Annotated in this window: 7 protein-coding genes and 1 pseudogene; all 8 read left to right on the top strand. The window is 55.0% G+C overall.

Features of this window, described 5'->3' with window-relative positions; translation table 11 throughout:
• Positions 1-289: 289 nt before the first annotated feature.
• On the top strand, positions 290-1,303 hold the full coding sequence (gene aroF, locus ACZ25G_RS06410) for a 3-deoxy-7-phosphoheptulonate synthase (RefSeq protein WP_191482181.1): 1,014 nt from the start codon (positions 290-292) through the stop codon (positions 1,301-1,303).
• Positions 1,304-1,305: 2 nt separating this feature from the next.
• On the top strand, positions 1,306-2,133 hold the full coding sequence (locus tag ACZ25G_RS06405) for a prephenate dehydrogenase (RefSeq protein ID WP_463681903.1): 828 nt from the start codon (positions 1,306-1,308) through the stop codon (positions 2,131-2,133).
• Positions 2,130-3,185: a 3-dehydroquinate synthase gene (gene aroB, locus ACZ25G_RS06400; protein ID WP_463681902.1), complete on the top strand. Its 1,056-nt coding sequence runs from the start codon at positions 2,130-2,132 to the stop codon at positions 3,183-3,185. The genes ACZ25G_RS06405 and aroB overlap by 4 nt, the downstream gene beginning before the upstream one ends.
• Before the next feature lie 2 nt (positions 3,186-3,187).
• Positions 3,188-4,441 (top strand): 3-phosphoshikimate 1-carboxyvinyltransferase, encoded by a 1,254-nt coding sequence (aroA, locus tag ACZ25G_RS06395; protein ID WP_463681901.1) that lies wholly within the window; start codon positions 3,188-3,190, stop codon positions 4,439-4,441.
• On the top strand, positions 4,425-5,537 hold the full coding sequence (gene aroC, locus ACZ25G_RS06390) for a chorismate synthase (RefSeq protein WP_463681900.1): 1,113 nt from the start codon (positions 4,425-4,427) through the stop codon (positions 5,535-5,537). The genes aroA and aroC overlap by 17 nt, the downstream gene beginning before the upstream one ends.
• Before the next feature lie 3 nt (positions 5,538-5,540).
• Positions 5,541-6,680: a bifunctional chorismate mutase/prephenate dehydratase gene (locus ACZ25G_RS06385; protein WP_463681899.1), complete on the top strand. Its 1,140-nt coding sequence runs from the start codon at positions 5,541-5,543 to the stop codon at positions 6,678-6,680.
• A 160-nt stretch (positions 6,681-6,840) separates the two neighbouring features.
• Entirely contained in the window at positions 6,841-7,725 is an 885-nt protein-coding gene (locus tag ACZ25G_RS06380; protein ID WP_463681898.1) for a DMT family transporter, read from the top strand.
• Positions 7,726-7,902: 177 nt separating this feature from the next.
• A pseudogene (locus ACZ25G_RS06375) lies at positions 7,903-8,172 on the top strand (indolepyruvate ferredoxin oxidoreductase subunit alpha); the annotation flags it as partial.

Genomic DNA, 8,172 nt, shown 5'->3' with positions numbered 1-8,172 from the left:
GTTTAATATCATACACAAAGAAACTTTCAGAATGTTCGAGGTACGCAAATGGCTGCTTCTATCAAAGCAATGACAAAGAAATTCTTTTTCTTCTTTATGAGCTTGGGCTTTTATTTTAGCGCAGGTTTTTTTGCTTTGGAAAAAAAGATGTTGCCAATTGCTGTGTAGATGGGATAAAATCCTGGATACGAAACGGATGAAAACATACCGGTGCTTTTGGTGACAAAAGCACCGGTTTTTTTCTTTCTCCTCAAACGCTGCAAATCAAACTGAGACGGGGGTAAAAATTATGGTAGTCATTCTCAAAGAACACGCGGAAGAAAAAAAGGTTGACCAGCTTTTGGGCTGGCTGGAACTGATGGGGGTGAAAGCCAGCATCATCAAAGGCTCCCACACCACCATTCTGGGGCTGGTTGGCGATACTTCCAAAATCGACATTGATTCCATCCGCGCGGTGGATATTGTGGAAAACGTCACCCGGGTTCAGGAGCCCTATAAAAACGCCAACCGGAAATTCCATCCAGACAATACGGTCATCGATATCAACGGGCGCAAGCTGGGCGGGGATGAATTCCATGTGATCTCCGGCCCCTGCTCGGTGGAAAGCGAGGCGCAGATCCTGGAGGTAGCCCGTCGGGTCAAGGCGGCAGGAGCTACTATGCTCCGGGGTGGAGCTTTCAAGCCCCGCACCTCCCCCTATGCCTTCCAGGGGCTGCGGGCTGAAGGCATTGAGTACCTGCTGGAAGCCAAAAAGGAAACCGGCATGCCCATTGTCACCGAGATCATGAGTATCGCCCATCTGGATCTCTTTAACGATGTGGATGTGATTCAGGTAGGCGCCCGGAACATGCAGAACTTTGAGCTGCTCAAGGAGCTGGGCAAGTCCAAAAAGCCGATCCTCCTCAAGCGGGGGCTGGCTAACACCCTGGAAGAGCTGCTCATGAGCGCCGAATATATTATGGCAGGCGGCAACCCCAACGTGATTCTCTGCGAACGGGGTATCCGCACCTTTGAGACCTTCACCAGAAACACCCTGGATATCTCTGCCGTTCCCATCCTGAAACAGAAATCCCACCTTCCCGTAGTGGTGGACCCCAGCCACGCCACCGGCATCACCTGGCTGGTAGAACCCCTCTCCAAGGCGGCGGTGGTCTGCGGCGCCGACGGCCTTATCATTGAGGTGCACAACAATCCCGCCAAAGCCCTTTCCGACGGGCCCCAGAGCCTGACTCCCGATCAGTTTGATGAAATGATGGTGCCTCTGCGCAACCTGGTCGCCTACACCGGCAGAAAGATGGGGTAAGCATGAAAATAGGAATCGTAGGCCTGGGCCTGATGGGCGCATCCCTGGCCAAGGCGCTGAAACGCTACACCGATCACACGGTGCTTGGCCTGGATTTGGACCCTGAAGTCCGGGCCAGCGCGAAGCGGGACGGGGCGGTGGACGAGGTTTATGAAACGCCGGAGTTTCTCAAGGAATGCGCTGTGTCCTTTATCTGCCTGTTTCCCGTACAAACAGTGGAGTTTATCAAAGGAAACCTACAGTGCTTTCAGAAGGGAAGTATTGTCGCCGATATCTGCGGCGTCAAGAGCTATGTAGTAAACAGCCTCAAGGATATTCCCCTCCCTTTCATCTACCTTCCCTCCCATCCCATGGCAGGGCGGGAAATTTGCGGCTACAAGGGTTCGGTGGAAAGCCTTTTTGTGGGGGCAAGTTACATTGTCACCCCCTTGGACGCTCCCCTCTCCGCTGTGGAAAGCTTAGAAAGCCTGGTCCGTTCCATCGGCTTTACCGATTTTGTAGTCACCACCCCAGAGGACCACGACCGGATCATTGCTTTTACCTCCCAGCTGCCCCATATCATCTCCAACGCCTATGTCAAAAGCCCCAGCTGCTCTAAACATAACGGCTTCTCCGCCGGCAGCTATAAGGACCTTTCCCGGGTGGCCAAGCTCAACGAGGAAATGTGGAGCGATCTGTTCCTCCTCAACCGGGACAGCCTCCTCTTTGAGGTGGATACCCTCATGGAGAACCTGAAAAAATACCGGGAGGCATTGGCACAGGGGGACAAAGCTTCCCTGCGAGGCCTGCTCAAAGAGGGAAGAATCATCAAGGAGGAATGTGACCAATGAGAAAGATTCATATAAACGCTTCCCGGGATTATGACATCCTCATCGGGAGAAACCTTCTCCCGGATACCGGTTCCTACCTCCGGTCGGTCTGCCAGCCCAAACGGGTGTGCGTCATCTCCGATGATATTGTCTTTCCCCTCTACGGCGCGACCGTGGCAAAATCTCTGGAGGAGGCGGGTTTTGAAGTTTCTCAGTTCATTTTTCCAAATGGAGAGCCCTCCAAAACCCTATCCACCGTCTCCCAGATCTTTGATTTTCTCACAGAAAAGCATTTTACCCGCTCTGACCTTTTAGTTGCCCTAGGCGGCGGCGTGGTGGGGGATTTGGCCGGTTTTGCCGCCGCCTGTTATCTCAGAGGGATCAAGTTTATCCAAATCCCTACCACCTTTTTAGCCCAGATTGACTCTTCTGTAGGCGGCAAAACCGGTGTGGACATCCCCGGAGGGAAAAACCTGGTAGGCGCTTTCTGGCAGCCCAGCCTGGTCCTCTGTGATATTAACACCCTCTCCACCCTGCCCCAAGAAACCTTCGCCGACGGCACGGCGGAAGCTGTCAAATACGGGCTGATTTATGATGAGCATCTTTTTGATCTCTTCCGCCAGCACCTTTTGGAGGAACACCTCTTCGACGTGGTCTACCGCTGTATCGAGATCAAAAAAGAGGTGGTGGAGCAGGATGAATATGACACCGGACTCAGGATGATCCTCAACTTTGGCCACACACTAGGCCATGCCATTGAAAAATCCTACCACTACACCGGCATTACCCACGGCCACGCCGTGGCGGTGGGCATGGCCCTCATCTGTGATGCCTGCGCCGCTCAGGGCCTCATCAAGCCGGAAGATGCGGCCGCTGTCCGCGCTACCCTGGAAAGCTACGGCCTTCCCGTCAGCGTTCCCCTGGACACCAAAACCCTCTGCGGCATGTGCGGCAGTGACAAAAAGATGGACGGAGATACCCTCAACCTCATTGTCCTGGACCGGGTTGGCAAGGCCAGCGTAGAAAAAATGTCCCTGGCAGGACTTGCAAAGTTTATGGGGGTGGAGGGATAGTCATGGATGTATGTATCAGCCCCTCCTCCCTGCATGGGAGTACCACCGCAGTGCCCTCCAAAAGCATGGGACACCGCAGCCTCATCTGCGGCGCCCTTTCCGGCGGCGGTACTGTCTCCAACCTCAGCTGGTCGGCGGACATCACCGCCACGGTGGATGCCCTGTCTGCCATGGGGTTTTCCCTAAAAAAGGGGGAAAACACAGTTACTTTTACCGGTTTTTCTCCCACCAAGGAGCCTGTCATCGACTGTAATGAGTCCGGCTCCACCCTGCGCTTTCTCCTTCCCGTGGCCTCCGCTCTTGGCCTTTCCTGTACCTTTACCGGCCGGGGCAGGCTTCCCAGCCGGCCCATCGATGTTTTGACCCGTGCTCTCTCCCGTCATGGAGTCCGCTGTTCTTCTGACAGCCTTCCCCTTTCCCTCAGCGGCAGGCTGTCCCCGGGGAAATTTCATCTACCCGGCAACATCAGCTCCCAGTATATCTCCGGGCTGCTCTTCGCACTGCCCCTGCTTTCGGGGGACAGCGAAATTATCCTGACCACCTCATTAGAATCCAAACCCTATGTGGATTTGACCGTGAAAGCGCTGGCTGACTTTGGCGTTCTGGTAGAGGAGCAGGATGACGGCTATCAGGTTCCGGGGAACCAGCGCTTTTTCCCCCAAAGCTGTGTCGTGGAGGGGGACTATTCCGGCGCCGCCTTCTTTGCCTGCGGCGGAGCCTTGACCGGGGAGGTAACCACCTTTGGGCTGGATCACGGCTCCCTCCAGGGGGATAGGGAAATCTTTCCTCTATTGGCCCAGATGGGCGCTATAGTAGAGGAAGGGGACAATCATGTACGTGTAGCCGCTGGGCAGCTTCACGCCATCGACATCGATGCTTCCCAAATCCCAGATCTGGTTCCCATTCTGGCGGTCACCGCGGCTTTCTGCCAGGGGACGACCACCATCTATAACGCCGGCCGGCTCCGGCTCAAGGAAAGCGACCGCCTGGCCGCTGTAGCCGATTGCCTGGGAAAACTGGGCGGCAAGGTCAAAGAACATGCCGACCGCCTGGTCATCACCGGCAGAGACTCTCTGGAAGGCGGCGCTGTAGACGGCTACAATGACCACCGCATCGTCATGGCTATGGCCATTGCGGCCCTGCGCTGCAAAAATCCCTTGGTCATCCGGGGAGCCCAGGCAACCCAAAAATCTTTTGGCACATTTTTTGAGGAATTTGCAAAACTAGGAGGGAACTGCCATGTCATCCATGATTGATCAAAACCTGAAAATTTCTATCTTTGGGGAGTCCCACAGTGCCCAGATTGGCGTGGTCATCGATAACCTCCCCGCCGGCATCCCCATCGATATGGATAAAGTCGGTGCCTTTATGGCCCGGCGGGCGCCTAAAAAAGAGACCTACTCCACCGCCCGGCGGGAGGCGGACATCCCCCAGGTGGTGTCCGGCCTCTTTGAGGGGCACACCACCGGCACCCCTCTGTGTGCGGTGATCTCCAACACTGATACCCGCTCCCAGGATTACAAACAGATGCAGTCCAAGGCCCGGCCAGGACACGCCGACTACACCGGTTATCTGCGCTATCACGGCCAGAATGACTACCGGGGCGGCGGACACTTTTCCGGCCGGCTGACAGCACCCCTGTGCTTCGCAGGCGCTGTGGCCCTTCAGGCCCTGGAGCAGCTTGGGGTCACCATCGGCGCCCACATTCTCTCCTTAGGCGGGGTCTGGGACAACGCCTTTGACCCGGTGGACATTACTCCAGAAGAGCTGCAGGCTGTCACCAGCGCCGATTTCCCCGTCACTGTGAACCCTGTCAAGCTCAAAATGCTGGAAGCGGTAGAAAAGGCCCGTCTGGATCTGGATTCGGTGGGCGGCACCATTGAGTGCTGCGCAATAGGCATCAAAGCGGGGCTTGGCTCCCCCATGTTTGACGGGCTGGAAAACGTTATCTCCCGGATCGTATTTGGCATCCCCGCCATCAAAGGCATTGAATTTGGAAGCGGCTTTGACTGCGCCGGTATGACGGGAAAGGAGCACAACGATCCTTTCTATATCGATGAGAATGGGCAGATTAAAACAAGGACCAACAACCACGGCGGCATCCTGGGCGGCATTTCCTCCGGCATGCCTCTGATTTTCCGGGTGGCGGTGAAGCCCACCGCCTCCATCGGCGCTGAGCAGCAGACGGTGGATTTCATCAAAGAGGAAAACACCACCCTTTCCATCACCGGCCGTCACGATCCCTGCATTGTCCCCAGGGCAGTCCCCTGCGTGGAAGCAGCGTTGGCCATTGCGTTATTGGACGCCTATATGGCGCCTACCCTGGATTTGACGGAGAAAGGCGGCAGATAAACCATGGATTTGACAGAACTTCGCACCCAAATTGACGAGGTGGACAGCCAGATCGTCTCCCTCTTCCAAAAGCGGATGGAGCTTGTAGACGGGGTAGCCGCCTACAAGCGGGAGCACCATGTGCCGGTGCTGGCCACCGGGCGGGAGGAGCAGGTGCTGGACCGGGTGGCCCAGCTTGCCGGCCCGAAGCTGGCAGGGGCGAGCCGTGTCCTTTTCACCACCCTGATGGATCTGAGCAAGTCCAGCCAGTATTCCCAGAACCTTCCTGCCGACTCCAAGCTGGTCTCCCTGCGGGAGGGGGCCAAAGAGGAATTTGTCCTTCCCCAGAAAGCCAAGGTGGGATGCCAGGGGGTCATGGGGGCCTATTCTTCTATTGCCGCGCGCCGGATGTTTGCCCAGCCGGACCTGCGTTTTTATCCCCACTTTGGGGATGTCTTTGACGCGGTAGAATCCGGCGAGATCGAATACGGTGTCCTGCCCATCGAAAATTCCTCCGCCGGCAGTGTCAGCGCCGTCTATGACCTGATGAAAAAGCACAACTTTTACATTGCCGCGGCGCTAAAACTGCGCATTGACCACTGCCTGGTGGCCAAGGGGCCTATTCCCCTTCAAAAGGTCACCAAGGTCTATTCCCATGAACAGGGGATCAACCAGTGTCTCGGCCTTTTCTCCCAATATCCCAACATGTCCCCGGAAGTATTCTCCAACACCGCGGCGGCGGCGGAGTTTGTGGCCCATTCCTCTGATGATACCTTGGCCGCCATCTCCTCCAAAGAGACGGCCCAGCTTTACGGGCTGCATATTCTGAAAGAAAGCGTCCAGGACAACGACTTTAACTTCACCCGCTTTATCATCATCACCCGGGATTTTGTCCGCACCGGGGACGCCGATAAGATCAGCCTCAGCCTGGTTTTACCCCATCAGGCCGGTTCCCTATACCACATCATCACCCGCTTTGCGGTTTTAGGGCTCAATCTGACCAAGCTGGAGTCCCGCCCCATTCCCGGAAGGGATTTCGAGTTTATGTTCTACTTTGATTTCGAAGGTTCCATCCTGGATGAAAAGGTGATCTCCCTGCTGGGGCAGCTGGAAAGCCAGCTGGAATACTTCTCTTTCCTGGGCAATTTTCATGAGAGCCTATAGTTTCACAGGCCTGGATCTCTGATAGTTCCGGGCCTGTTTTTTTAGCGAAAAGGTGGCTGGCAAAAAATTCCCCTATATTTTTAGCGCTTTTGATGGATAGGAGAAAGGAAAGATTTCTGTTATACTGAAACAGGAGTTTTATAAAATGGGGGAGTGTATCATGTCAGCAACCATCACACAACTACCGCAACAAAAAACCATGGGCCAGGGTCAGGCTACCCTCATGCTGGTAATCTGCGCCGCTATGTGGAGCTTTGCCGGCACCTGGATTAAACTGGTGGATTTTCATCCCATCGTCATCAATTCCGCCCGGGGTATTTTCGCGGTTCTTTCGATTTTAGTCTATTTTGCCATCAAAAAAATCAAAATTTCCGTCCAGAAGGAAGCCATCATCGGCGGAGTGATTCTGGCCTCGGTCATGACGGTAACGGTCTGCGCCCTGAGCCTGACCACCGCTGCCAACGCCATCATCCTCCAGTACATGAGCCCTGTTTATGTCCTGCTCATCTCGGTGATCTTCTTTAAACAGAAGGCCCGGGGCAAGGATATCCTGGTGGTTATCTTTTCCATCCTGGGCGTGGCCCTGTTTTTCATTGACAAGGTGGAAGCCGGCAGCCTTTTGGGCAATATCCTTGGCATCTGCGGCGGCATCCTCTTTGCCATCTCCTTTATCTACAACAACCGCGCCAAGGTAAATCCCCTGCACATCGTCTTCTGGGGCTGCCTCTTCTCCACCATCATCGGCATTCCCTTTTTCTTTATTTATCCGCCCCACTTTACCGCCCTGGGCACTGTCGCCGTCATCATGATGGGCAGCGTCCATCTGGGGATTCCTTATATCCTCTATGGGCTGGCCATTCAGCATTGCAGCGCTCTCAACGCCTCTATTGCCACCATGATTGAGCCCATCCTCACCCCTATTTGGGTTTTTCTCATTGTGGGGGAAATGCCCGGCAAATACGCCCTCTACGGCGCCATCCTGGTCATGTTGGTTATCTCCCTTTACAGCATTTCCAATGCCCGGGCCGCTCAAAAAGAGTCTTAGTTTGTAAATATCGCATCCGCTCTGCCAGGGCGGATGCCTTCTTTTTCATGGAAGAAAGCCCTGTGCCGGCGCCCATCTTTTTCCAAAAGTCCTCTCTCCGGGGGCTTTTTTGTTGAAAGGGCCCGCAATTGCGTGTATAATAGCACATAGATCACTTTGGATGGGGAGGATACCAATTTGGAAAAGCAATTCCTGATGGGCAACGAAGCCATCGGCCTTGCCGCCATCGGCGCGGGGGTCAGCTTTGTGTCCGGTTATCCCGGAACGCCCTCAACTGAAATATTAGAAACCGTCGCCAAACACAATCCCGGCGACATTTACGTAGAATGGTCCGTCAATGAAAAAGCCGCTATGGAAGCCGCCGCCGGCGCCGCTTATGCAGGTGCCCGGGCCATGGTCACCATGAAGCAGGTGGGGCTCAATGTCGCCTCCGACCCGCTGATGAGC

The sequence above is a fragment of the Zongyangia sp. genome (assembly GCF_965361945.1).
This window is presented reverse-complemented; position numbering and strand designations above follow the sequence as displayed.

Coding starts and splice junctions, on each gene's coding strand:
- ACZ25G_RS06380 (WP_463681898.1), top strand. CDS start 6,841: ATGTCAGCAACCATCACACAACTACCGCAACAAAAAACCATGGGCCAG.
- ACZ25G_RS06405 (WP_463681903.1), top strand. CDS start 1,306: ATGAAAATAGGAATCGTAGGCCTGGGCCTGATGGGCGCATCCCTGGCC.
- aroF (WP_191482181.1), top strand. CDS start 290: ATGGTAGTCATTCTCAAAGAACACGCGGAAGAAAAAAAGGTTGACCAG.
- aroC (WP_463681900.1), top strand. CDS start 4,425: ATGTCATCCATGATTGATCAAAACCTGAAAATTTCTATCTTTGGGGAG.
- ACZ25G_RS06385 (WP_463681899.1), top strand. CDS start 5,541: ATGGATTTGACAGAACTTCGCACCCAAATTGACGAGGTGGACAGCCAG.
- aroB (WP_463681902.1), top strand. CDS start 2,130: ATGAGAAAGATTCATATAAACGCTTCCCGGGATTATGACATCCTCATC.
- aroA (WP_463681901.1), top strand. CDS start 3,188: ATGGATGTATGTATCAGCCCCTCCTCCCTGCATGGGAGTACCACCGCA.